At 59.8% G+C, this 23,326-nt stretch carries 23 protein-coding genes; 16 read left to right on the top strand and 7 right to left on the bottom strand.

Features of this window, described 5'->3' with window-relative positions; translation table 11 throughout:
- The first annotated feature begins 205 nt into the window (after positions 1-205).
- The 3 genes from J0X15_RS17540 to J0X15_RS17530 all read left to right on the top strand — a co-directional run bounded on the left by J0X15_RS17540 (position 206) and on the right by J0X15_RS17530 (position 2,512).
- Positions 206-979, top strand: a complete 774-nt coding sequence (locus J0X15_RS17540; protein ID WP_206943536.1) for an amino acid ABC transporter substrate-binding protein — start codon at positions 206-208, stop codon at positions 977-979.
- Positions 980-1,079: 100 nt separating this feature from the next.
- Entirely contained in the window at positions 1,080-1,760 is a 681-nt protein-coding gene (locus J0X15_RS17535) for an amino acid ABC transporter permease (RefSeq protein ID WP_206943534.1), read from the top strand.
- On the top strand, positions 1,757-2,512 hold the full coding sequence (locus J0X15_RS17530) for an amino acid ABC transporter ATP-binding protein (protein WP_206943532.1): 756 nt from the start codon (positions 1,757-1,759) through the stop codon (positions 2,510-2,512). Before J0X15_RS17535 ends, J0X15_RS17530 begins: the two co-directional genes overlap by 4 nt.
- A gap of 90 nt (positions 2,513-2,602) precedes the next feature.
- Here J0X15_RS17530 and J0X15_RS17525 read toward each other — a convergent pair whose 3' ends face one another.
- Positions 2,603-3,412 carry a creatininase family protein gene (locus J0X15_RS17525; RefSeq protein WP_206943531.1) on the bottom strand — a complete coding sequence of 270 codons (810 nt, stop codon included), beginning with the start codon at positions 3,410-3,412 and terminating at the stop codon, positions 2,603-2,605.
- A 183-nt stretch (positions 3,413-3,595) separates the two neighbouring features.
- On the opposite strand from J0X15_RS17525, the gene J0X15_RS17520 reads away from it, so the two are divergent.
- Complete coding sequence (locus J0X15_RS17520) at positions 3,596-4,630, top strand: putative metalloprotease CJM1_0395 family protein (protein WP_206943530.1); 1,035 nt, start codon at positions 3,596-3,598, stop codon at positions 4,628-4,630.
- Positions 4,631-4,829: 199 nt separating this feature from the next.
- The gene (locus J0X15_RS17515) at positions 4,830-5,981 is read left to right on the top strand and encodes an MFS transporter (RefSeq protein ID WP_206943529.1); all 1,152 of its coding nucleotides are present in this window, start codon (positions 4,830-4,832) and stop codon (positions 5,979-5,981) included.
- A gap of 23 nt (positions 5,982-6,004) precedes the next feature.
- Here J0X15_RS17515 and J0X15_RS17510 read toward each other — a convergent pair whose 3' ends face one another.
- The 4 genes from J0X15_RS17510 to J0X15_RS17495 form a co-directional block, all read right to left on the bottom strand.
- Positions 6,005-7,186 (bottom strand): YbfB/YjiJ family MFS transporter, encoded by a 1,182-nt coding sequence (locus J0X15_RS17510; RefSeq protein WP_206943528.1) that lies wholly within the window; start codon positions 7,184-7,186, stop codon positions 6,005-6,007.
- Between the two features lie 95 nt (positions 7,187-7,281).
- Positions 7,282-8,256: a zinc-binding metallopeptidase family protein gene (locus J0X15_RS17505; RefSeq protein WP_206943527.1), complete on the bottom strand. Its 975-nt coding sequence runs from the start codon at positions 8,254-8,256 to the stop codon at positions 7,282-7,284.
- 97 nt (positions 8,257-8,353) lie between these two features.
- Positions 8,354-9,697, bottom strand: coding sequence for an 8-oxoguanine deaminase (locus tag J0X15_RS17500; protein WP_206943526.1), 1,344 nt, complete (start codon positions 9,695-9,697; stop codon positions 8,354-8,356).
- Between the two features lie 219 nt (positions 9,698-9,916).
- Complete coding sequence (locus J0X15_RS17495) at positions 9,917-10,306, bottom strand: RidA family protein (protein ID WP_206943525.1); 390 nt, start codon at positions 10,304-10,306, stop codon at positions 9,917-9,919.
- A gap of 392 nt (positions 10,307-10,698) precedes the next feature.
- Between J0X15_RS17495 and J0X15_RS17490 the strand changes: the two genes are divergently transcribed.
- From J0X15_RS17490 to J0X15_RS17455, 8 genes are all read left to right on the top strand, one after another.
- Positions 10,699-11,700 carry an ABC transporter substrate-binding protein gene (locus J0X15_RS17490; RefSeq protein WP_206943523.1) on the top strand — a complete coding sequence of 334 codons (1,002 nt, stop codon included), beginning with the start codon at positions 10,699-10,701 and terminating at the stop codon, positions 11,698-11,700.
- Between the two features lie 150 nt (positions 11,701-11,850).
- Positions 11,851-12,675 carry an ABC transporter ATP-binding protein gene (locus J0X15_RS17485; protein ID WP_331461951.1) on the top strand — a complete coding sequence of 275 codons (825 nt, stop codon included), beginning with the start codon at positions 11,851-11,853 and terminating at the stop codon, positions 12,673-12,675.
- 41 nt (positions 12,676-12,716) lie between these two features.
- Complete coding sequence (locus J0X15_RS17480) at positions 12,717-13,553, top strand: ABC transporter permease (RefSeq protein ID WP_408015353.1); 837 nt, start codon at positions 12,717-12,719, stop codon at positions 13,551-13,553.
- 3 nt (positions 13,554-13,556) lie between these two features.
- Positions 13,557-14,894: a cytosine deaminase gene (locus J0X15_RS17475; RefSeq protein ID WP_206943517.1), complete on the top strand. Its 1,338-nt coding sequence runs from the start codon at positions 13,557-13,559 to the stop codon at positions 14,892-14,894.
- Positions 14,891-16,297 carry an FAD-binding oxidoreductase gene (locus tag J0X15_RS17470; protein WP_206943515.1) on the top strand — a complete coding sequence of 469 codons (1,407 nt, stop codon included), beginning with the start codon at positions 14,891-14,893 and terminating at the stop codon, positions 16,295-16,297. The genes J0X15_RS17475 and J0X15_RS17470 overlap by 4 nt, the downstream gene beginning before the upstream one ends.
- A gap of 110 nt (positions 16,298-16,407) precedes the next feature.
- Entirely contained in the window at positions 16,408-16,989 is a 582-nt protein-coding gene (locus J0X15_RS17465; RefSeq protein ID WP_206943513.1) for an NAD(P)H-dependent oxidoreductase, read from the top strand.
- Entirely contained in the window at positions 16,989-17,576 is a 588-nt protein-coding gene (locus tag J0X15_RS17460; RefSeq protein WP_206943512.1) for an NAD(P)H-dependent oxidoreductase, read from the top strand. Before J0X15_RS17465 ends, J0X15_RS17460 begins: the two co-directional genes overlap by 1 nt.
- 113 nt (positions 17,577-17,689) lie before the next feature.
- Positions 17,690-18,274, top strand: a complete 585-nt coding sequence (locus J0X15_RS17455) for a MarR family winged helix-turn-helix transcriptional regulator (protein ID WP_206943664.1) — start codon at positions 17,690-17,692, stop codon at positions 18,272-18,274.
- Between the two features lie 30 nt (positions 18,275-18,304).
- Here the strand turns inward: J0X15_RS17455 and chrA are convergent, their stop codons facing one another.
- The gene (gene chrA / locus J0X15_RS17450; protein WP_206943510.1) at positions 18,305-19,651 is read right to left on the bottom strand and encodes a chromate efflux transporter; all 1,347 of its coding nucleotides are present in this window, start codon (positions 19,649-19,651) and stop codon (positions 18,305-18,307) included.
- An 856-nt stretch (positions 19,652-20,507) separates the two neighbouring features.
- Here chrA and J0X15_RS17445 point away from each other — a divergent pair.
- Positions 20,508-20,732, top strand: coding sequence for a hypothetical protein (locus tag J0X15_RS17445; protein ID WP_206943508.1), 225 nt, complete (start codon positions 20,508-20,510; stop codon positions 20,730-20,732).
- A 27-nt stretch (positions 20,733-20,759) separates the two neighbouring features.
- On the opposite strand, the gene J0X15_RS17440 is transcribed toward J0X15_RS17445, so the two are convergent.
- A complete protein-coding gene (locus J0X15_RS17440) occupies positions 20,760-21,248 on the bottom strand; it encodes a methylated-DNA--[protein]-cysteine S-methyltransferase (protein WP_206943506.1) in 489 nt (162 codons plus the stop codon).
- A gap of 199 nt (positions 21,249-21,447) precedes the next feature.
- Here J0X15_RS17440 and J0X15_RS17435 point away from each other — a divergent pair, with 199 nt between their 5' ends.
- Complete coding sequence (locus J0X15_RS17435; protein WP_231710472.1) at positions 21,448-22,398, top strand: DMT family transporter; 951 nt, start codon at positions 21,448-21,450, stop codon at positions 22,396-22,398.
- A 179-nt stretch (positions 22,399-22,577) separates the two neighbouring features.
- Complete coding sequence (locus J0X15_RS17430) at positions 22,578-23,237, top strand: L,D-transpeptidase (RefSeq protein ID WP_206943504.1); 660 nt, start codon at positions 22,578-22,580, stop codon at positions 23,235-23,237.
- Positions 23,238-23,326: the final 89 nt, after the last annotated feature.

Genomic DNA, 23,326 nt, shown 5'->3' with positions numbered 1-23,326 from the left:
CGTTGACGCATTATGCCACTCGACTTCGTGGTCGGTCTTTAAAAGGACGCACGCTGGCGTGCCAATGCTCTTCGTTTTGGGTTTCATCGAGGAGCGGGAAAATTATTCTCTCGCAGGCTTGGTTTTTGTTTGTTTCTGTCCTGCATTCGAGGCCACTTGCTGACATTACAGGGCCAACTTTACATAATAGCCGGAAGGAATTGAAATGAGCTGGCTCAAAGGACTTGCCGCCGCCGTGGCGCTACAGATCGCAACGTTCTCTCCGGCGATAGCAGGAGAGAACCTGGATGCTATTAAGGCTTCTGGCGTCCTCACCATAGGAACGGAAGGTACTTACGCGCCCTTTACCTACCATGACGCCGAGGGCGATCTGGTTGGGTTCGACGTTGAGATCGGTAGGGCTGTTTCAGACAAGCTCGGCTTGCAGGCTGCGTTTGTTGAAGGGAAATGGGATGGCCTGATCGCCGGGCTTGACGCAAAGCGCTATGATGCGGTGATCAACCAGGTTGGCATCACCGAGGCGCGCCAACAGAAATACAATTTCTCGGAGCCGTATATTGCCTCAAAGGCCGTCTTGATCGTTCGCGAAACCAACGAGGATATCAAGGGTTTTGAGGATTTGGCGGGCAAGAAATCCGCTCAATCCCTGACGAGCAACTTCGGTCGGCTTGCGGAAAGCAACGGGGCTGAACTGATCGGGACGGCAGGGTTCGATCAGTCCATTCAGCTGGTTTTGACCCGGAGGGCTGACGCCACCATCAACGACAGCTTGTCTTATCTCGACTTCAAGAAACAAAAGCCGGATGCACCGGTGAAAGTGGTCGCCGAAAAGGCCGATGCCGATTTCTCTGGAATTCTGGTGCGCAAAGGCGACCCGGAGTTGGTCGAGGCGCTCAATAAGGCGCTTGCCGAGATCAAGGCGGATGGCACTTATCTGGAGATTTCGCAGAAGTACTTCGGTCAGGACGTATCCAACTAAGACGGTGCGAGCTGTCTGCCACGCCTGCGCCGACCGTCCGCCCTCTTCTCGGAGGGGCGTCGGCGGCGCGGGTGTGGCGTAATTGTAGGGGAACATTCTCATGCCTCATTGGCTGCAACTGATGGCAGAGTCCTTGCCGACCCTGCTGTGGGCCGGGCTTAAATTCACGGTACCACTGACGCTGCTTTCTTTTGCATTGGGGCTTACGCTGGGCTTGATAACCGCGGTGACACGGCTGTTCGGAAGCTTGCCGCTGGTCCTGATCGCCCGCTTCTACGTCTGGGTGTTCCGGGGCACTCCGCTGCTGGTGCAGCTTTTCGTGATCTTCTATGGCTTGCCAAGCGTGGGGATCCTGTTGGACGCGTTTCCGGCGGCTCTGATCGGCTTCACGCTGAATGTGGGAGCCTATTCCTCGGAAATCATTCGTGCGGCGATTTCCTCGGTTTCCAAGGGGCAATGGGAAGCCGCGTTCTCCATTGGCATGAGCTGGCGACAGGCAATGTTGCGCACCATCATTCCGCAAGCCGGGCGGGTTGCGGTGCCTCCGTTGTCAAACACCTTCATTTCTCTGGTCAAGGACACGTCGCTTGCAGCGGCGATCACGGTGCCTGAGCTGTTCCAGTCGGCGCAGCGCATCGTTGCCACGACCTATGAACCGCTGATCCTCTACTTCGAAGCAGCGTTGATTTATCTTGCGATGAGTTCGGTTCTGGCCTGGCTTCAGGAGCGGTTGGAAACGCGGTTTGCGCGCTACGGCGGTATGTTGGAGGCCAGCCGATGATTGACCTGTTCCATATTGAGAAGCGATTTGGCGACGCGCTTATCCTGAAGAACATATCGCTGCAGTTTCCCGAAGGCAGCGTGACTGCTCTTGTCGGGCCCTCCGGGGGTGGCAAGAGCACTTTGTTGCGCTGCATCAATCTGCTCGAAATGCCGACAGCCGGGACAGTTCGGATCGGTGAGGATGAAATAACGGTCGAAGCTGGGAGACGCGTTCCCCGTGCGGCAGTTCAGAAGATCCGCCAACAAACCGGGATGGTCTTCCAGAACTTCCAGCTTTTCCCGCACCTTACGGTGATCGAGAATGTGATGGAGGGGCTGCTCGTCGTTCAGAAATGGCCGCGCGAGAAGGCCTTGAGTCGCGCGATGGAGCTGCTGTCGAAGGTTGGCATGGACCACAAGAAGGACGCGTGGCCAGCGAATCTTTCCGGCGGCCAGCAGCAACGCGTTGCGATCGCGCGGGCGCTGGCGCCGTCGCCGGGTGTGCTGCTCTGCGACGAGCCGACGTCCGCGCTCGATCCCGAGCTTGCTGCCGAAGTGGTTGATGTTCTTGGCAAACTTGCGCAGGAAGGAACCACGATGGTGATGGCGACCCATGATCTCAGGCTGGCTTCACAAATTGCCGGTCGGGTTGTCTTTCTGGAAGCGGGAGAGGTTGTCGAGACAGGAGACGCCGACACCATCTTCCGCAATCCGGCACGGGACCGTACCCGGCGGTTCGTGTCGTCGATCAATGCGGCTCAAACCATCTGACCGGCAAGTGCTCGAAAGCGGGAGTAACTGCGGCCGAGAATTTTTTTGATCCACCACGAGATGAGGATCCCGTGGTGGTTTTCTGCGGTTTTAGTCTTCGGGGACCCAAAGACGATTGAGATCGAAGGCGTGGATATCTTTTAAAAGGTCGACGAAACCGGTGGCCGCCTGGTCGAGGGATTTCTTGCCCTTTTCTGCACTGGCATTTGCGGCGTTGCCAAGCGCGCCCTTTTTGCCGAGATCCTGCGCTTTCCAGCCGAACTGTTGCGCGCCGTGTCCACGCAGATACTTGAACTCCTTGATGAATTCCTGCTGCGCCGAGGTGAAATCCTCGGCATTTTCCATGCGGACAAGCTCCGGATGGAGGTGCAGCATGATCGAGGTTTCGACGTCTCCACCATGAATTCCATAGGTGAATTCTTCTTCCGGAAACACCCCTTCAGGTTGGCCAAATCGCGCCCAAGCAGTTGAAGTTACAAGCATATCATGTTTGACGCGGAGCTCGCGGGCGACGATGTCGATGATCGGCACGTTGCCGCCGTGGGAGTTGATCAGAACCAGCTTCTTGATGCCGGCGCGGGCAACGCTTTCGCCGATTTCCAGCCAGGCGCGTGTCACCGTATCCCACGACAATGTCAGGGTGCCGGGGGAGGAAATGTGTTCGTTCGACTTGCCGATCGCCTGGGTTGGCAGGAAGGTCACTGGGAGATCGTCCGGCAGCAACTCCATAACCCGGTTGACCTGGCCGTTGGCGATGGCGGTGTCTGTGTAGACCGGCAAATGCGGGCCGTGCTGCTCAATGGCGGCGACAGGCAGCACCGCGATCCAATCGGCGACATCGGGTGCGTGAAAGTCCAGGGTGGTCATTTCGTGCCAGAAGCGACGTGGAAGCGTGCTCATCTCTACCTCATTGAAATTACTCGTTTGGGGGCGACCATATCGCCGCTTTGCGCTGCCGTCAGGATGAAATTTTCAGCACGTCGCACATAGATTGGCTGTGGCTCGTGCAGACCTCACGGAATTCTGATCGATGTCTTAAGTCGCGTTAACCTGACGTTGGGTGAGTTTTGGCAGGTTGGTGTCATGATAGGATCGCCAACCCCATCTGTCAGCCTTTCTACCGTGCAGGCCGCCGTGCTTGCAGGGACAGGACAGCCGTCTTCGGAGGCGCGAGGTGCATCGGGTGCAGCTGCATCCAATGAGGCGACTGTCAGGAGCAATCCCCGCACAGATGTTGCTGGTCCGTCGGTGACGAAACCCTCCAGCCAGGTCTCCGAGCGTCGACTGGATGCGGTGGCAAGGACCAATCTGACCGCCGAAACAGCGCTTTTTTTGCAGGAAAATGACCCTGGTCAATTTTCAGATGGGGCGTCTGAGGCTGAAAATGACCTTGGTCAAAATAATTCCGGAGCGGTTGCGACAGGATCAACCCCTTCAGCGGAGAGCACCGCTACGCAGCAGGCGAGCGCCGAGGACGCAGAGCAAGCTCAGCAGGCCGGCCCGGTGGATGGGGAAGCGGCTGATGATGAGGCGGATGCCACCGGCGACGGCCTGAGTGAAGAGGAAGAGAAGCAGGTCAAGGAGCTGGCTCAGCGCGACCGTGAGGTGCGCGCCCACGAGCAAGCCCACGCTCGCACCGGTGGTCCTCATGCGGGGGCTCCAAGCTACACCTTCCAGCAGGGGCCAGACGGCAAGCGCTACGCCATCGGTGGCGAAGTTGCGATCGACACATCGAAGGAACGAACCCCGGAAGCCACCATCCGCAAGATGCAGGTGGTGATCCGCGCAGCAACCGCGCCGGCAGAACCCTCGTCGCAGGATATGAAGGTGGCGCAGCAGGCGCGTTCTGCCCTGCAGGAAGCCCAGACCCAGGCGCGGACAGAACGCACTGAGGAACTGCGTGGCGAAGGGGATGAAGAAACTGGGGTGGAGAGCACGACGTCGCCAGTCGAGGCGGGATCCGGCGGAGGAGCCTCCGAAGGTTCGCGCGACGGTGCTGCTGCTGGAGAGGACAATGCTGATGGCGCGCGCAGCGTGGCGACAGCGCTGGCAGCCTATCAAGCGATCTCCAATGCCGGTCGCCCTGAAGCATCTCAAGGCAACGGCTTGGTCGTATGATGCGGCTGTTTCCGCTGCGGGTTTTCTGCTGAAGCGGGACGTGCATAACTTCGTGGCACGCTCCCTTGCCCGGTCGGAATGTTCCGTCTAAAGTCCGCTCGGTTTTACTAAGCTTCCCTGTCTATCTTCTCCCAAACAGGCTGATTTTCATGGCCTGCCGGCGCAATCCGGCAATGGGGTTTAAATCCAGCGGGTTTTCATGTCAGCAATACGTGCAAGGCGCGCAGTCGGCGCCGTTTTCTTTGTCTTCGGAACGGATATTGGCGCCTGGGCGGCCCGTATCCCGGATTTCAAGGAGCTGCTGGGTCTGTCGGAAGGGCCGCTCGGTGCGCTGTTGCTGTCGCTGGCTGTCGGTTCGATGGCAGGTTTTCCCATTGCAGGATATCTGGTTGACCGGATGGGGGCCGAACGCCTGTCCAAGATCCTCGCTGTCGCGCTGCTTCTGGCTTTTCTCTCTCTGCCGTTCGGCACGGTCTATGTGCCGCTGTTTGCCTTTTGCCTGTTCGCGCTGGGGGCTGTCATTGGCTCGCTGGACGTGGCGATGAACGCCTGGGGCGCCGAAGTGGAGAAAGAACTCGGTCGGCCGATCATGTCGTCCTACCACGGGCTTTACAGTCTGGGGGCTGTTGCCGGAGCCGGGGGCGGGGCCGTGGCGCTGTGGCTCGATCTGCCGGTGACGACACATTATATCTTGTGGGTGCTGCTCATGTTGCCGGCGCTGTATTATGCCCTGACGACGCCTTGGGTGTCGGAACGCAGCGAGCCCACTGGCTCACGCCCGCCGGTCATTGCCTTGCCAAAAGGGGCTCTGGTCTTCGTTGGCATCATGTGTCTGGCCGGGGGTATCGGCGAAGGGGCCGTAACCGATTGGGCGGCGCTTTATCAGATCCAGGAATTGTTCTTCTCTGAATCCCTGGCGGCCATCACCTTCGCTGTCTATTCCAGCGCCATGGTGGTGATGCGGTTTTCCGGTGATGCGCTGACGGCCCGGTTCGGACCTGTGCGGGTCGCGCAGGTCTGCGGGCTGGCCGGGTTCATCGGTTGCGCGCTTCTGGTCTGGGGCCCGACGATCTATGTGGTCTGGCTCGGTGTGGCGATCATGGGCATCGGCAATGCGCCGATGTTTCCGCTGGCAATTTCCCGCGCGGCAGCCGATCCGACTGTGTCGAAGGGGGCGGCGATTGCCAGCGTGGTCACCCTTGGCTACGGCGCCTTCCTGTTCGGACCGCCGGTTCTGGGCTTTGTCGGCGAGCACTTCTCGCTGCGGGTGTCCTTCCTGATCGTCGCCTTTATCTCGCTGGTCATCGTGGTTCTGGCCAAGCATTTTCGAGTACCGCTGGCGGCGGATTGATCCCCCTGATCAGACGTCTCTCCCTACTCGATCTTGTTGGCCCATAAAGTGAGGCCGGTGCCGAGGATCATCAGGGCGACGGCTGCTGCCAGTGCGATCAGATAGGTGCCATGAGCGGCCACCAGCCAGCCGGTGGTGGCCGGGCCGATGATCTGTCCCATCCCATAAAGCAGTGTCATGCGGGCCATGCCTGCGCCTGGGTTTTGCGGCGTCTTCAGGCCTGTCAGCATCAGTGACAGGGAGACGACAGCCATGAAGCAGGCGCCGAACAACACGGCGGCGATAAAGGGTATGATCGTGCCGAAGGACAGGGCGTAGCCAGCCAGCGAAAGCGTCTGACCGGCCATGCAGACCACAAGAACCCGCTGTATGCCAAATGCCCGAGCTGCGACCGAGCCGAAGATTGCGCCGGCTGCCGTTGCCAACCCGAGAACGATCCAGATGATCACGGCGGCATTGTTGGAGCCGATCAGGCCGGTGAGAATATCGACGCTGAATGTTGCGCCGACGGCATAGCCCCATCCGGCGGTCAGATACCCAGCCCCGAACACCCAGAACCAGAGTTTGGTTGCAGGGGCGTAGGAATGGTGGCTGTTGGCGCTGGCTTTGCGGGTCGCGCCGTCGGGCGAGGGGGTCAGCCCCCAGGCGAAGGGCAGCAGGACCACGGACAACGTACCGAAGACCAGCCATTGATCCTGCCAGGGCATGTCGTTGCCAAGTGCCAGTGCGACGACGCCGGACAGACAGATGCCTATGCCCAGGCCGACATAATGCGGTCCAAGGTCGGGACGCAGATCGTTGCGCGTCAGCCAGATGAGAATGAATTCTGCTGCCAGCAACATGCCGGCTGCCCCGGCAAACCCGCCGGCGAGGCGTGAAAAGCCCCACAGCCACGGGTTCTGTGTCCACCCCATGGCGAAGGTGCTGAGGACGGCAAGCACCAGGCCGATGCGAAACAGCAGAAGCCGGATTGCCGGATTGCGCAGCACCGACAGGATCATCGCACCGAGCAGATAGCCGACATAGATCAGAGCGCCGAGCCAGCCGCTCAGCTTGGCGCTCAACACATCCTGGTCCTGCATCACCGTCAGAAGCGGCGTGTAGGCAAAGCGGGCGATGCCGATTGTCAGCAGTTGGGTGGCGATCCCGCCAGCATAGACCTTGATGATCGGCAGGCGGGAGGGGGCAGGGGCGGCGTGGCTCATGCTTCAGTCTTAGCAGCATGAAGAACCCACGCACCAGATAGATTGAAGGCCAAGGTGCTTGGCTTTCAATCTAATCGGTCAGTGTTGCGAAAGTGTCAGGTTCCGGTGTGGGCAACGGGGTTGTGCAGCCATTTATGGACGAAGGCCAGTTTTTCGCGCACCGTCTGGGTTAGAACAAAGGGATAGAGATCGGTCAGATCCATCGCCCGGTTGACGTGGTTGATGGCCAGCGCGGTGTCTACGGCCAGGGTGATGATGTGCTCGACATCCTCTTCGCGATAAGTGTCATAGCCTGGACGTGGACCTTCCGGCAGCGACAGGCGTGTGGCGACGACGCTGTCCAGCAAGTCAACCAGATGGAGTAGATGGGCAGTGGTTTCAGCCCAGTCTTCATGCGCGTGCGCTGTGGCATAGCTGGTAATATGGGTCTGTCCTGGCACGCCGGGGTCTGCATAGTGGCGCTTCAGAGCTTCGCCGTAGTCTTCCCGTTCGTCGCCGAACAGATTGCGGAATTCCGATAGAAATTGTGGGTTGGCCGACAGGCGCAGATGAAGGAAATGCGCCATCTCGTGCCGCATGTGGCCCAGCATGGTGCGGTACAGCTCGCCGAGGGTTTCCTGCCGCTCGGCGCGCATGGATTCGCTGGCTTCGGTCACGTTGATGGTGATCAGCCCATTGGCGTGGCCCATGACCACATCGGCCTCACCGGCGGCGGTCTGCTCGGACAGCAGCTTGAACTGTGGCCTGTCGCCGGGATCGCGCGGGGTGAACCAGCCCCAGCGGGCAAGATTGGCCAGCATCCAGCGTTTCGCCGCTTCTGTGCGGGCCCAGAGCTCGATGTTTTCTTCAGCCCCAAGGTCGGGCACGGTTTCGGTCAGATTGCAGGACCGGCAGAGGCCTGCCTCTTCGGCGATCCAGTTGCAGGCAATCTGCTCGCGATTGCCGCAGGACGCGCCGTCTATGCGCATGCTCTGGCTGTCGGGGTCAAAGACCACCGACTGGCCACAACGGCATCGGGTGTTGTCGAAATAAACCGCCCTGGAACAGGTTGGGCAGGCGAAGATTTGCATGTCGAGGAATCCCCAGGCAGGGCAGGTTGTTTGGTGAGAACCGCGAAGGCGGCTCAAGGTTCCAACGCGACTGCCCTGCCTGAGGTGAAATCGCGGATCAGAGAGATTCCAAGAAACGCTTTGCCACGGCTCCATGTTCATAGCGGAGCTTTGCGACATCCATTCCCACTGGCAGGCGATCCTCCACCGTCCAGGCACCACCGATCATAACACGATCCGCCGAATGAGCACCGCAAAGAACGAGGGCGGCAAGAGGATCTCCAGCACCAGAGAAGCGCAGCTCTTCCAGCGAGTAGAACGCCATGTCGGCCATCATGCCAACCTTGATGGCGCCAATGTCGGAGCGGCCGAGACAGCGGGCCGAGCCCTCTGTTGCCCAGCGAAAGGCATCGAAGTGGGTGACGCTGGCAGCGTCATAGGTCAGCCGGTTGATCATCAACGCGTGGCGGACGCCCTCGATCAGGTTGGAGTTGTCGTTGGAAGCTGATCCATCGACGCCCAGTCCGACCGGTGAGCCGGCTGCTTCCAGCTCCTTGGTGCGGCACTGGCCGGAGGCAAGCACCATGTTGGAGGTGGGGCAATGGCAGACGCCAACGCAGGCGTGCCCGAGACGTTTTACTTCATCGTCGTTGAAGTGGATGCCGTGGGCCAGCCAGACGCGTTCGTTGAGCCAGCCGCATTCCTCCAGGTAGTCGACCGGGCGGCAGTTGAATTTTTCCAGGCAATAGTCGTCTTCGTCGATGGTCTCGCCCAGATGGGTGTGCAGGCGGCAGTCGTATTTCTCCGCCAGGGTCACGCTTTCGCGCATCAGTCGCTTGGTCACCGTGAAGGGCGCACATGGGGCAAGAGCCACTTGCAGCTTCGAGCCTTTCGAGGTGTCGTGATACTTGGTCAGAACCCGCTCGCAGTCAGCCAGGATGGTGTCCTCGTCCTGGACGACGCTGTCGGGTGGCAGGCCGCCATCCTTCTGGCTGAGGTTCATCGAGCCACGGTTGAGCGTCATGCGGATGCCGACGCGCTCGGCCTCTTCAGCCTGAATGTCCATGGCCTGTTCCAGACCCATGGGGAAGAGGTAATGGTGATCAGACGCGGTGGTGCAGCCGGACATCATCAGCTCGGTCATGGCCAGGCGTGAGCCGAGACGGAAAGTTTCCGGCGTCACATGGCGGGCCCAGATGGAGTAGAGCGCGTTCAACCAGGGAAACAGTTCCTTGTTGATCGCATCCGGGTGAGCGCGGGTCAGGGTCTGGAAGAAGTGGTGGTGGGTGTTGATCAGGCCAGGAATGATCACGTGGCGCGAGGCATCATAGGTCTGGTCGACGGGCAGCATCGGCTGCTTGCCGCTGCCGATCAGCTCGACGATGACGCCATCTTCGACGACAACGCCGCGCTCGGCCCCTTCAGCCAGAATTGCAATCGGGTCTTTGATCCACAAACGCATGGAAACGGTCCTTGAACTGGGACCTGCAGGCTTTGATAGCGGCGCAATGGCCACCCGAGTTCCGCGCAGGGCGGGAATTATCCCTCAAATGTCAAACAGCACGGAGGCTTGTCAGCCAGTCCGTGCCTGTACGCGGTCTATCAGCCCCTCAGCAGCAGACCGGTGCACAGTTTTCCTAAGTCACGCGAGCCGGTGCAAGCGTTTTTTGGCAACGTCGTTTCAATCCGGTTTCGCTGCCACAACTTCGACCTCCACAACGAACTCTTCACGGGTGAAGCCGGAGACGATCATCAGCGTGGAAGCCGGGGCGGGGTCGCGGGTGAACTCGTCGCGAACCTTCATGTATCCGGCCATATGCTCGCGCCCGGTGACATAGGCGTTGATGCGCACCAGATCCGAGAAATCCATGCCGGCCTCGGCGAGGATTTCGCGGATGTTCTCGAAGCAGACCCGCGTCTGCGCCTCGACGCCTTGCGGGATCTGGTCGTCGACGGTGATGCCGAGTTGCCCGGAGGTGAAGACCAGCCGATGGTCGGCAGGCACTTCCATGCCGTGGCTGTAGCGGGCGAAGGGCGCGCGGACGCTGGAGGGCAGAAGGGATTTGGTCATGGCGATGCCTTGTCGAGGGTCATTGTTCCCAAGTGGCGTAGCTCAGGTTCGCGTCGCTCGACAAGAGGACCGCTGCCGAAGCTTTGACCATGGCGTTTCTACAAAGTGATTATTATTTGGGCAGAAGGTGTTTTAAAACGGAGTTGCTCAGGTGCTACCCATCCGGCGTGAGGAGGGCTTCCACCGCGGAAGTCTCCTGCTGGTTGCGTCAAGGGTTGTGCGGGCCGTGCTTGGCACAGGGCTTGCAAAACAATTCAGGCGTGATTGCCTGATCCGCTCCCAGGGCCTGTGGAGGCACAGCGGCAGAGCAACGGACCGGTTTCAAGATATGCCCTGCGATGGAGAGATCCGCGCGGGTGGCCGGTCATGAGCGACAGGAGAGGTTGGACAATATGCGCACTTCTATGACTTTCGGAATTCTGGCAGCAGCCTTGATGACAACCACCAGTGCCCATGCGCTGGACCAGGTGAAGTTCGGCACAAACTGGCTGGCCCAGGCTGAGCACGGCGGGTACTATCAGGCCGTTGCCGATGGCACTTATGAGAAATACGGCCTCGACGTCGAAATCATCCAGGGTGGTCCGCAGGCTGCCAACCGTTCTCTGCTTCTGGCAGGCAAGATCGATTTCTTTATGGCCGGCAACATGCTGCAGCCGCTGAATGCGCTGGCCCAGGACATTCCGGTGATCGAAGTTGCCGCGATCTTCCAGAAAGATCCGCAGGTCATCATCGCCCATCCGGATCAGGGTCTGGAAAAATTCGAGGATCTGGCCACTCTGCCGACCATCTTCATGGGCAAGGACGGCTTTGCTTCCTACTTCCAGTGGATGAAATCCGCCTACGAAGGCTTCAAGGACGAGCAGTACAAGCCCTACACCTTCAATCCGGGTCCGTTCCTGGCCGACAAGCAGTCCGCTCAGCAGGGCTACATCACGTCCGAGCCTTTCGCGATTGAAGAAGTCGGCGGCATCAAGCCGAAGCTGTTCCTGTTGGCCGATGCCGGTTTTGAGACCTATTCGACGATGATTGAAGGCCGCAAGGACTTCGTCATGGAGAACAAGGATCTGACCCAGCGCTTCGTCGATGCGACCATCGAAGGCTGGTACAACTATCTCTACGGCGATAACGCGGCTGCCAACGAATTGATCAAGAAGGACAATCCTGAGATCACCGATGCGCAGATCACGTTCTCCATCGACACCATGAAGTCCTTCGGACTGGTGGAATCCGGTGAAGCGCTTGAACAGGGCATTGGCTGCATGACCGACGAGAAGCAAAAAGGCTTCTACGACACGATGGTCACAGCCGGCGTGGTCGAGGCAGGATTCGACATCACCGATGTCTACACGACAGAGTTCGTGTGCAAGGGCGTTGGTATGGATCTCAAGGGCTGATTTCAGCTCTCCAGCCTCTCCTCAACAATAGCCTTCTGTTAGCATAGGGTTCGTGCGGCGGTTCATTCCGCCGTGCGCCCCTTCTTGCAGCAGACCCGGTGCATGTGCGCCTGGCCGGCTTCTGGCCTAAAACGGAGCTTTCCCGTGACAATCGAACCGGCTACGGCCGCTGTTTCTCCCGATCATTCGCCCACCGGCAAATCCCTTGTCAGCCTGAAGAACGTTTCCAAGGTCTTTTCCAACGGAACGACCGCTCTGCAGAACATGAGCCTGGATATCCGGCAAGGCGAGTTCATCTCGCTGCTGGGCCCGTCAGGCTGCGGAAAATCCACGGTGTTGCGCATTATCGCCGGTCTGGGCGACCCGAGTGCGGGCAGCATCGACTGGCCGACGGCCAGCCATGATGCCAGCGGCAAAGCCCTGCCCGAAATCAGTTTCGTCTTTCAGGAGCCGACGCTGATGCCATGGGCGACCGTCTTCAACAATGTCTGGTTGCCACTGCGGCTGAAGGGGCAGTCGAAAGAGACCGCCCGCGATCAGGTGCTAGAAGCGCTTGAGATGGTTGGGCTGGACAAATTCGCCGAGGCTTATCCGCGTGAGCTGTCCGGCGGCATGAAGATGCGCGTGTCCATCGCCCGGGCATTGGTGACGCGGCCCAAGCTGTTGTTGATGGATGAGCCTTTCGCCGCCCTGGATGAAATCACCCGCTTCAAGCTGAACAACGACCTTCTGCATCTGTGGGAGAAGTTTGGCTGGACCGTGATCTTCGTGACCCACTCGGTGTTCGAGAGTGTGTATCTGTCGAACCGGATCGTCGTCATGGCAGCCCGTCCGGGCCGCGTCGTTGGCGACATGCCCGTCGGTGCGCCTTACCCGCGCAATGAGGACTTCCGCACCTCTCCTATCTACAATGACTACTGCAGGGACGCCTCCGCCGCATTGCATGCGGCCATGGATGCGAATGATCACCTATGAGCACAGTCAATCAAACAACAGCTTCCACCACTTCGGCGCATGTGCCGGCTGATCTGGATGAGCCAGCCCCGATCCTGGTGTCGAAGGACAGCGGAACGGCCAAGGTGTTGAAGGTCCTGATCCCTTTTACCATGCTGGCACTTCTGGTGATTGTCTGGGCCTGGTATGTCGCTGCTTACGATGTCCCGCATTACATTTTGCCGAGCCCATGGCGCGTGGCGCAGGCGCTGGTCGAGGACTGGGGCACGCTATCGGGCGCGCTGCTGATCACCTTGAAGATCACCTTTTCGGCGCTGGGCATTGCGCTTGTCGGCGGTGTCGGTCTGGCCGTTCTCATGTCCCAGTCGCGCTGGGTGGAGCTGGCGCTCTATCCGTATGCTGTCATTTTGCAGGTGACACCGATCGTCGCCATCGCGCCGTTGATCCTGATCTATGCCCCGACCACCCAGTCAGCTTTGCTGATCTGTGCCTGGCTGGTGGCGTTTTTTCCGGTGCTGTCCAACACCACGCAGGGCCTCAAATCGACCGACCATAACCTTTTGAATCTGTTTGAGATGTATGGTGCCAATCGTTGGCAGACCCTGATCCACCTGAAGCTGCCGAGCGCGCTGCCCTACTTCCTGGCGGGCTTGCGGATTGCCGGTGGGCTGGCATTGATCGCAGCCGTCGTGGCAGAATTCGCTGCAGGCTCTGCGGGCGCTCAGTCCGGTCTGGCCTACCGCCTGCTGGAAAGTCAGTTCCGCCTGAACATTCCACGCCTCTTTGCAGCGTTGATCCTGTTGTCGGTGGCCGGGGTGATGATTTTCGGCATGACCAGCCTGATATCGCATCTGCTTCTGCGCAAGTGGCACGAAAGTGCCCTGAAACGGGAGAACTAGGAGATGCAACGCGTCTTGCCGCAGGTCGCCACGGGCGATCTGCACCTGTTGAATGCCACGGTGCCGGCGTGCCTGTTGGCGCGCTCTACTCCGGGGGCGTCCGATCTCGTGCGGACGGATCTGGTTATCGAAGGCGGAAAGATCTCGTCGATCTCGCCAGCCGGTTCATCATCCAAAGCTTCTGAAACGCCGGGCCTGCCACGGCATGATCTCGACGGTGGTCTGGTGCTGCCGACGTTGGTCGACATGCACACGCATCTCGACAAGGGGCATATCTCGCCGCGTCGACCGAACCCGGATGGCACATTTGCCGGGGCGCTGAAGACTGTCGGTGAGGACCGGATTGCTGCCTGGACGGCAGAGGACGTGCGCGCACGTATGGACTTTGCCCTGCGCTCGGCCTTCGTGCATGGCACCAGCCATATCCGCACCCATATCGACAGTTTGCCGCCACAGGATGAGATTTCCTGGCCGGTGTTCTGTGAAGTGCGGGACGCCTGGGCTGACCGCATCACCCTTCAAGGGTCTTGTCTTTTCGGCGTTGACCGATTGGCAGACTTTCCGGAGTTTCTCGACAGTATTGCAGATCGGGTGCAGGCGGCAGGCGGGGTGCTTGGTGCAGTCACCTACATGATGCCAGGGCTGGACGGCCTGCTGGATAGGATTGTGCTGGCGGCAAAGACGCGTGGTCTCGATCTCGACTTCCACGTGGATGAGACCAAGGATCCGGAAGCGCGCTCTTTCGAGGCGATTGCCCGCGCCGTGCTGCGTAACGGCTTTGACGGCAAGGTGGTTTGTGGCCATTGCTGCTCGCTGGCGCAGCAGCCGGAAGATGAGGCCGACCGGACGATGGATCTGGTGGCGCAAGCCGGGATTGGCGTTGTCTCTTTGCCGATGTGCAACATGTATCTGCAGGACCGTCAGCTTGGTCGCACGCCGCGTTGGCGCGGGGTCACTCTTCTGCATGAAATGAAGGCGCGCGGCATTCCCGTTGCCGTGTCCTCTGATAACACCCGCGATCCGTTTTACGCCTATGGCGACCTCGACCTGATCGAGGTTTACACCCAGGCAACCCGCATCCTGCAGCTGGATCACCCGGTGGGTGACTGGATTTCCAGTGTCTCGACCCAGCCGGCAGAGATGATCGGGGTCGATGCCGGGACGCTGAAGTTCGGAGGGTCGGCGGATCTTCTTCTCTTTACAGTCCGCAACTGGAGCGAATTGCTGTCGCGTCCCAGGGCTGCCCGCGAGGTTCTGCGCAAGGGCATCAGCGTCACCGAGACGCTGCCCGACTACCGCGAACTGGACCCGCTGATGATTGAAAATGGAGCTAGACCATGAGCGCGCTTGAAGCGTTGAAACAGGATCTGGAAGGGCTCCAGATCGAAGACAATCCGCAGATCGTCAAACAGAAAAGCCGGGATTTCTTCTGGTACTCGCCTGTCCTCAAGGGGCAGCTGGACGATGTGACCGCCGATCTGGTGGTGACGCCGAAGACCGAAGCGGAGATCATTCAGGTTCTCAAGGCGTGTTTCGCCCATGATGTTCCGGTAACAACCCGCGGCTCGGGGACCGGCAACTATGGGCAAGCCATGCCTCTGGCTGGTGGGGTAATCCTTAATCTGGCCGCCATGGACAAGGTCAAGGAAATCCGCGCCGGGGTTGTCGTTGCCGAAGCCGGGGCGATCATCTCCAAGATCGACGATGAAACACGGGCGCACTCGGGTCAGGAACTGCGGCTGCACCCCTCGACCTATCGCACGGCGACCATCGGCGGCTTCATCGCTGGCGGGTCGGGCGGTGTCGGTTCGATCAACTGGGGCGGACTGCGCGATCTCGGCAATGTTCTGCGCTTGCGCGTGCTGACCATGGAAGCCGAGCCGCAGGTGCTGGAAATGACCGGCGAAGACCTGCACAAGGTCATGCATGCCTATGGCACCAACGGCATCATCACCGAAGTCGAGATGCCACTGACGGCAGCTTATGACTGGGTCGATGTGGTCGTCGGATTTGACCAGTTCATGGACGGAGTGCAGTTCGGCGACGATCTGGGCAATCTCGACGGGCTGCTGGTCAAGGAAATCGCGCCGATTGCAGCGCCCGTGCCGCATGAGTATTTCCTCCGCCACCAGAAGTTCATCCGCAAGGATCAGTCGGTGGTGGTCTGCATGGTCGCTCCATTTGCAATGGACGCCTTCGCCAGCTTCGTCGGACGGTTTTCCGGCGCCGAGCTGCTGTATCGTTCCGACACGGCGAGTGACGCGGAGAAGAAGGGCCTGCCGCCAGCCTATGAGCTGGCATGGAACCACACGACCCTGCGTGGTCTGCGGGTTGATCCGTCGATCACCTATCTGCAGGTGCTTTATCCGTTCCCGACGCAGATCGAGAGCGTGCGCAAGATGACAGAACTGCTGGGTGACGAAGTGCCCGGCCATCTGGAATATGTGCGGTTTGACGGCAAGATCACCTGTTTCGGTCTGCCCCTGGTGCGCTACACCACCGAAGCGCGGCTGAACGAGATCATCAAGCTGCATGAGGACAATGGTTGTCCGGTGTTCAATCCGCATCGCTATACCCTGGAAGAAGGGGGCATGAAGCAGACGGATGCTGTGCAGCTGGCGTTCAAGAAGCAGGCCGATCCGAAGGGGCTGTTAAACCCCGGCAAGATGATCGCCTGGGAAAATCCCGATTATGATTTTTCCTCGGACAAACTGTTCCTGTTCCCGGGCTTGCAGCGCGGCTGACGGTTTGGTTTGACGTTTTTTAATGGGATGCGAAGGCCGCCCGGCACGGGACACGTGCGGGCCGTCCCTTTCGCATGTCCGAAATTTGAAGACGATGGAGTGCATACCCCATGCGAGTTCTGGTGCTTTTCGCCCATCCGGTGGAAACGAGTTTCAACGCGGCGCTGCATGCCCAGGTGGTGCAGTCGCTGACGGAAGCTGGGCACGAGGTCGATGATCTGGACCTTTACGCCGAGGATTTCGACCCGCGCCTGAGCCGCGAGGAGCGGCTGAATTACCACGACCTGGAGACCAATCAGATGCCGGTTCAAGGCTATGTCGACCGGGTGCAAAGGGCCGAGGCGCTGGTGATCTGCACGCCGGTGTGGAATTTTGGCCACCCGGCCATTCTCAAGGGCTTCTTCGACCGGGTGTTCCTGCCGGGCGTCTCGTTCAAGATGCGCGACGGCAAGGTGCGGCCAAGCCTGCACAACATCAGGAAGCTGGCGGTTGTCACCACCTATGGCGGGGCACGGTTGCGGGCCTTTTTGGTCGGCGATCCGCCGCGCAAGATTGCCACGCGGGTGCTCCGGGCAATCATCAAGCCGGCGGCGCCAGTGGCTTATCACGCGCTTTACGACATGAACCGGGTGACTGATGCCCAACGCAAGAGCTTCCTCGACAAGGTCGGTGTGGCCATGGAGAAATTCTGATGCGCGCGCTCGTTGTCTATTGCCATCCGTGCGAGGAAAGCTTCAACGCGGCCTTGCGCGACAAGGTTGTCGCGACGCTGAAATCCGCCGGTCACGAGGTGCGGCTGCGGGATCTCTACAAGGAAGGCTTTCAGCCGGTGATGAGCGCCGAGGAGCGGCGCGGCTATCACGACGAGGGCGACAACGTGGTGCCGGTGAAGGCGCATGTCGACGACATCCTCTGGTGCGAGATGCTGATTTTTGTCTACCCGACATGGTGGTACGGGTTGCCGGCGATGCTGAAGGGCTGGCTGGACCGGGTCTGGGTGCCACACGTCACCTTCCAGATGCCGACAGCTGATCGGGGCATGCGGCCCAACATGCAGCACATCGTGCGATTGGGCGTCGTCACCACCTGCGGTGCGTCGTGGTGGCTGTCCAAGCTGGTGGGTGAGCCCGGGCGCAAGACCCTGATGCGGGGCATGCGGGCGCTGTGTCATCCACGCGGCAAGACGCTTTACATGGCGCACTACAAGATGGACAGTTCGACGGTAGAAAGCCGCGAAACTTACCTGGCTAAAGTGGAGCGAAGGCTGAAAAGCTTCTAGATAATGTCGTTTGCCCCGCGAGTGTCATTCGTCGGTTAAAGAACGGTCTTAGGGTCGCGCCAGGATCCGGCGGAAGCCGTCGGGCGTTACTTGATGAGTTGCGGGGCATGACCATGGCATTCAATCACAAGAAGAGCGTGACCTACCGTTTGGCCCAGTCGGCCAAGGCACTGCGGTCGCGATCCGGCTCGCATCTGATGCGCATCGGCTTGCATCCGGGACAGGAGCTGGTGCTGAAGGTTCTGGCGGAAAACGACGGCCAGACCATGAGCCAGCTGGCGCTGACACTCGGCGTGCAGCCGCCGACGGTTACCAAGATGGTCACCCGGCTTTCGGCGCAGGGGTATCTGCGCCGTCAGGTCTCCGATAGCGATGGCCGCCTGGCGCGGGTCTATCTGACGGATGAAGGCCGCGAGCTGGTGACAGGCGTCGACAAGGCGTGGAAGCGGCTTGAGCGCGAGGCCATGGCAGGCCTGGACGACAAGGACCGCAAGAAGCTGCGCAAGCTGCTGCGCCAGGTGGAAAAAAACCTCAGCCTGACGCCGGAAGACGATCCGGAAGACGAGCTCGAGCTTGAGACCGAGGGCGAAACCCCGGCGGATCAGGCCGGCGTCGCCGACCCTGTTGCAGCCAAAGCGGAAGACGCCGAGGCGGACGCCGGTTCAGACAGGGACGCGCCGCAGCTGACGCCTGCCTGATTTTGGTCCGCTCTGAAGCCCGCCTGTGCCTCACAGCGCATAGCGGGCCAGCAGGCCGGCGGCGCAGCATATTCCCAACAGCGGAAAGATCGACAGCCTTGCGCCAAGGGTGAGGCCAAGGGCGAGGAGAGTGATCCCCGCCAGAACCGGATCCAGCGTCGTCAGGGTCGGCCAGGTGATGTCCAGCGGCCCGTGCTGGATCTGCCGGGTTTGCGCAAACAGGGTGTTGAGCGCAAACCAGACACTGAGATTGAGGATGGTGCCGGCAACCGCGGCGCTGATCCCCGCCAGCGCCCGCCGCAGGGCGGGAATACCGCGCAGCCGCTCCATGAAGGGGGCGCCGATCAGCACGAACAGGAAACTCGGCGCGAAGGTCACCCAGGTGGTCACGGCTGCCGCAAGCAGGGCCCCGGTCAGCGGCGCGAATGGGTCGGCAAACCGCCAGCCAGCGAGAAATCCGACAAATTGCGTCACCAGAATGAGCGGCCCCGGCGTGGTTTCCGCCAGCGCCAGACCATCGAGCATTTCCTCCGGGCTCAGCCATCCGAGCGTGTCGACGACCACTTGCGCCATATAGCTGAGCAGCGCATAGGCGCCGCCGAAACTGACAACAGCCAAGGTGGAAAAGAAGCCGGACAGGCGCACCAGGACATGGTCTGGCGCAATCAGCAGAGCGGCGAGAGCCGCCGGTGCAGCCCACAGCACAAGCCCTTTCAGGAGCAGGGGCGAGAGACTGACTTGCTTGCTAACTGGAAGGCGCTCGGGCGTCGCGGGCGCTTCCGGGACACCAGTGGGATTGGGTGCAAAGAGAAACCCCAAAAGGCCTGCGGCCAGAACCACAAGTGGAAACGGCAGGTTGAAGGCAAACAGCGCGATGAAAGCTGCCAGACACAGGGCCTTCAGGAACGCGCCGGCAAGAGCTTTCTGGGTGATCCGCCAGAGGGCTTGCAACACGATGGCAAGAACGCCTCCCTTCAGGCCATAGAAGATGGCCTCGACCAAAGGCACAGCGCCATACAGCACATAGATCGTGCTGAGCGCGGCCATGATCAACGCACCGGGCAAGATGAACAGCAGTCCGGTGATCAATCCGCCACGCACACCGGCCATCAGCCAGCCGCAGTAAGTCGCCAGCTGCTGGGCCTCCGGGCCAGGAAGCAGCATGCAAAAGCTCAAGGCGTGCTGAAATCGGTCGGCGCTCAACCACTTGCGCCGGGTGACGAACTCGTCGTGCATCAGGGCGATCTGAACCGCCGGCCCACCAAAGGACAGCACCCCGATTTTCAGCCCGGCCGTGGCAAGCGATGCAAGGTTGCCTTCGTCAGAAGGTGTTGCATTACGCTTAGTCTCATCATTGTCAGTAACGTCCTTCACCATATGCTCCTGTGCCCCTGACGTGCGGCCACAGGTAGATGGCTTCGATGACCGACACAAGACGACCGCCATAGCTCTGCTTCAGCCTTAGCCAGTTGCACATGCGGCAAGGTTTCGCAGATAGAATTTAAGAATTCAGAGATTGTATTTAAGCTTATGGAAACTGTTTAGTGTAAATTCGTTATAAATCACAAGACGGACGATGAGTGATGGAGTGAATTGGATGACAGGTCGGAGGTTAAACGAAGAGCGTGGCGCCCGCAGGGCCGCCGAATTGCGTGCGCGCTTCAGTGAGATCTCCAATCGTGCTTTCCGCCGCCGCCGCCTTCGCGTCCCCGGATATGGTAGCAAGCGGCGAACCAACCTGACGTCTTCCGGGCGGGCGTTGGTTGTCTGGCTGGCAATAAGTATCGCTGGGTTTGCCGTCGCCTTTGTCACCGGGATGTTCATTTTCTGATTGTCTGAAGATTTGTCTGAACGTCCAAATCGGCCTCAGAGCAGAAACGGACAGCCGCCTTCTAGCCTCAGACCCCGATTTTCAGACCGGCCGTGGCAAGCGATGCAAGGTTCTCACCCGACGGATCTGTCGCGTCGGGAGCGGTCATCCGGCTGTCGAAATTGTCGGGCAAGACGGGCTCCTGTCGGCTCGGGTCGCTGTGACAGGTAGACGGCTTTGATGACTGGCACAAGACGGACACAAGGTTCTGATATCGACGCTGACTTGCGCTTGCAGAGACGGTCGCAAGGTTTCAGCCAGAAGATTTGAAGCATTTGGCAATTGAAATGCGGCTTATGGAACCTATCTAAGGTTCAGGCGTTGTTGTCCGTAAGATAGTTGTGGCGTTAAGGAGAGAAGCGGATGTCGGATCAGGGATTGAATGAAGAGCGTGGAGCCCGTAAAGCGGCTGAATTGCGTTCGCGCTTCAAGCATATCTCTAATCGTGCCTTCCGTAGCAATCGTCGTCTTCGCGTCGCCGGATATGGTGGTCAGCGGCGCACCAATCTCACCTCCTCCGGCCGGGCCTTGATGGTCTGGCTTGCGATTGGCCTTGTCGCCTTCGCCGTCGGCTCGCTGGTTGCCTGAAGGTTTTTCTGAGCGACTCAGTCGGGCTCAGAGCAGAAACGGATAGCCGCCTTCCAGCCTCAGCAGGGCAATTTTCGTCTCCAGTCCGCCGTTGCCAGAGTAGCCGCCGAGCCCCGTGGCTGAGAGAATACGGTGGCACGGAATGATCACCGGAATGGGGTTGGCGCCGCAGGCCTGACCCACCGGCTGGGCGTGATTTCCGATCTTCTTCGCAACCTCTCCATAGGTTCTGGTTTCCCCCATGGGAATATCGAGCATGGCCTGAAACACGGCCTGATGCAGATCGTTTCCCTTAGGGTTCATCGGCAGATCGAACCGGCGCAGTGTGCCGGCAAAATAGGCGTCCAGCTGGCGCCTGGTTTCCGCCAGCAGTCTTGTATCCTCATTTGACGCCTCGTCCGCATCGCAATTGACTTGCAGATGACTTCTCTCCTGCCAGTCGAGGCGAGTGAGCGCGCCTTCGTGGGCAGTAATGACCAGAACTCCGACAGGGGAAGCGTAGGCGAGGGTGGCCATTGGGATGTTCCAAGTTTGAACGTGCAGAAGATTGCTCTGCCCCGACCATAGCGCCCATTGGGGCGCTGGCAATCGCGAAACCGGCGCCGATGTGAAACGCTCGGAAAACTTCCATGGACGATAGTAAGGTAATCTTATAAAAAGGCGCGACGTTTGCTGATTTGGCAGGCTGCGCCCTTCTGCCTTCCTGGAGTTTCTCTTGGCCCCCCTTCCGATGACACCGCCGACCGATGATCCGGAAACCCCGGTTGATGAGCTGATTCCTGTGCCTGCCAAGGGCAGCACGGATGGATCGCCGCTTGTGGCCATCGGCCTGATGTTGCTGGCATGTCTGTTGTTCTCCTGCCTTGATGCAACAGCCAAGTTTCTCAGCCAAAGCATTGAACCGATGCAGGTGGTGTGGATCCGTTTTGTCAGCCATTCGGTCATCGCGGTTTTCCTCTTCCGCATATGGACCCGGCCGAAAGCGCTGAAGACCAACCGCAAGGGTCTGCAGGTGGTGCGCTCCTTCGCTCTGCTGCTGACCACATTGTTCAACTTTCTGGCTGTGCAATATCTGCAGCTGGCCGAGACCATCTCGATCATGTTTGCCGCGCCTTTCCTGGTTACGGCTCTGGCCGGTCCACTGCTGGGGGAATGGGCGGGGCTTCGCCGATGGATAGCGATTATCGTCGGCTTCTGCGGCGTGCTTCTGGTTACACAGCCCTGGTCGGGGCAACTGCACTGGGCGGTGATCTACTCGGTTCTGTCGATGATCTCCTATGCCTTCTACATGCTGCTGACCCGGATGCTGGCGATCACGGAATCCTCCATGAGCATGTTAATGGTCTCCGGTGTCGTGGCCGCGCTTGCGATGACGCCCATCGGTGTGAGTGTCTGGGTGGAGCCGCCGAGCCTGCTGCATTGGGTGCTGTTGCTGTCGACTGGCATTTACGGCCTGATCGGGCATTGGATCCTGATCATCGCGCATCGACTGGCCCCCGCGTCGCTGCTGGCTCCTTTCCTCTATGTGCAGATCATCTGGATGGTCATCCTGGGCTATCTGGTGTTTAGCGATGTGCCGATGTGGACGACGGCCGCCGGAACAGGCGTTGTTGTCGCCTCGGGGCTCTACATTCTCTACCGCGAGCAGTTTCTCAAGAAAGCATGAGCTGACCAGCGAATGCGCGCCACTGTCTGCCAATTTTCTCGGTGGTTGACGCTGCGACAGGTTTGCGCCCTAAATAGATGGCTCCCTTACGCGTGAACTGGGCCCTGGTGAACCGGGTACTCGTGATCTTGGCGGTCGAATGCGCGACCGAGTGAATAAGCGGGGCAAGGGAGGCAATCATGGGCGTGACACGACGTGAGTTCCTGGCAGGCAGTCTGACAACGGGAGGCCTTGCCCTGCTCGGCGCCGTTGCAGGGGTGCATCCGGCTCTTTCGAAAACGGCTGCATCGGCCTATTTCTCCGGCTTTGATGCGGACAATGGTTTCCGCTACCGGCAGACCAACTTCGACAAGATAGACCCGGCCTGGCACCGTCAGATGGTGAAATATTTCTCCGAAGAGCGGCCAGGCACCGTGGTCGTCGATACGCGCAATCATTTTCTCTATGTGGTTTGGGAGAACAACACCGCCTTGCGTTATGGCGTTGGCGTCGGGCGCGAGGGCTTCAAGTGGTATGGCCGCGCCCGCATCGACCGCAAGGCAATCTGGCCACGCTGGGTGCCGCCGCCTGAGATGCTGGAACGGCAACCGGATCTGCCGCGCAAGGTGGAGGGCGGTGCCGCCAACAATCCACTGGGACCGCGGGCGCTGTATCTCTACCGTGACGGCTCGGATCTTGGCTACCGGCTGCATGGAACGCTGGAGCCGTGGAGCATCGGCCGCGATGTTTCGAGCGGTTGTATTCGGATGTTCCCGGAAGATATCATTGATCTTTATCAGCGTTGCCCGAAAGGTACGCAGGTACTGGTGCTGGAGCACCTGGGCGCAAGTGCAGGCTGACCGGCAACGGAGGGCTTGAGGGACTGAGAACAACGGCGCTGGATTTCAAAAGGCACGGTGAAGGCCTTCCGATGCGCGCGTTGGAATTG

Origin of the sequence: Roseibium limicola (assembly GCF_017313085.1) — a bacterium.
Lineage (GTDB): Bacteria > Pseudomonadota > Alphaproteobacteria > Rhizobiales > Stappiaceae > Roseibium > Roseibium limicola.
This window is presented reverse-complemented; position numbering and strand designations above follow the sequence as displayed.